Origin of the sequence: Gluconobacter sp. P1D12_c (assembly GCF_018812105.1) — a bacterium.
Taxonomy (GTDB): Bacteria; Pseudomonadota; Alphaproteobacteria; order Acetobacterales; family Acetobacteraceae; genus Gluconobacter; species Gluconobacter oxydans_A.
On the sequence record NZ_JACSIQ010000838.1, the window covers coordinates 1 to 365 of the forward strand.

1 protein-coding gene is annotated in these 365 nt (G+C 47.9%); it reads right to left on the reverse strand.

The genetic code is table 11. The features are described from left to right. Window positions 1-225, reverse strand: a 225-nt coding sequence (locus KP705_RS19445; RefSeq protein WP_215765500.1) for a transposase, incomplete at its 3' end; no start/stop codon positions are given. Between the last annotated feature and the right edge of the window lie 140 nt (window positions 226-365).

Below are 365 nucleotides of genomic sequence, written 5' to 3' on the forward strand. Positions count from 1 at the left end.
ATCAGACAAATTGTTCAACGTCTGGATCACCAGGATCTTGAACATCAGCACCGGATCAAATGGCGGTCGCCCGCCTTTGCTTCCATCTGAATAGGCCAGTGCCTTCTCCAGATCAGGACGGAACACTTCAAAATCCACAGTCCGGGAAAGCGCTTCGAGCTGATCGCCAAGCCCGCTCAAGCGAGTCAAACGCTCTTCAACATCAAAGAAACCAAGCTGCTTCATAGCGTCATTCCCTCAGTCAGAACCGGACGAATGGAATCACAGAGCAGACCTCAAAACCAGGGGGTTTTTCGAACCCTCCACGTCGCATCAATCAATAATTTTCCGCACTATTCATCTCTATTTTTAATAGAGATGAATAT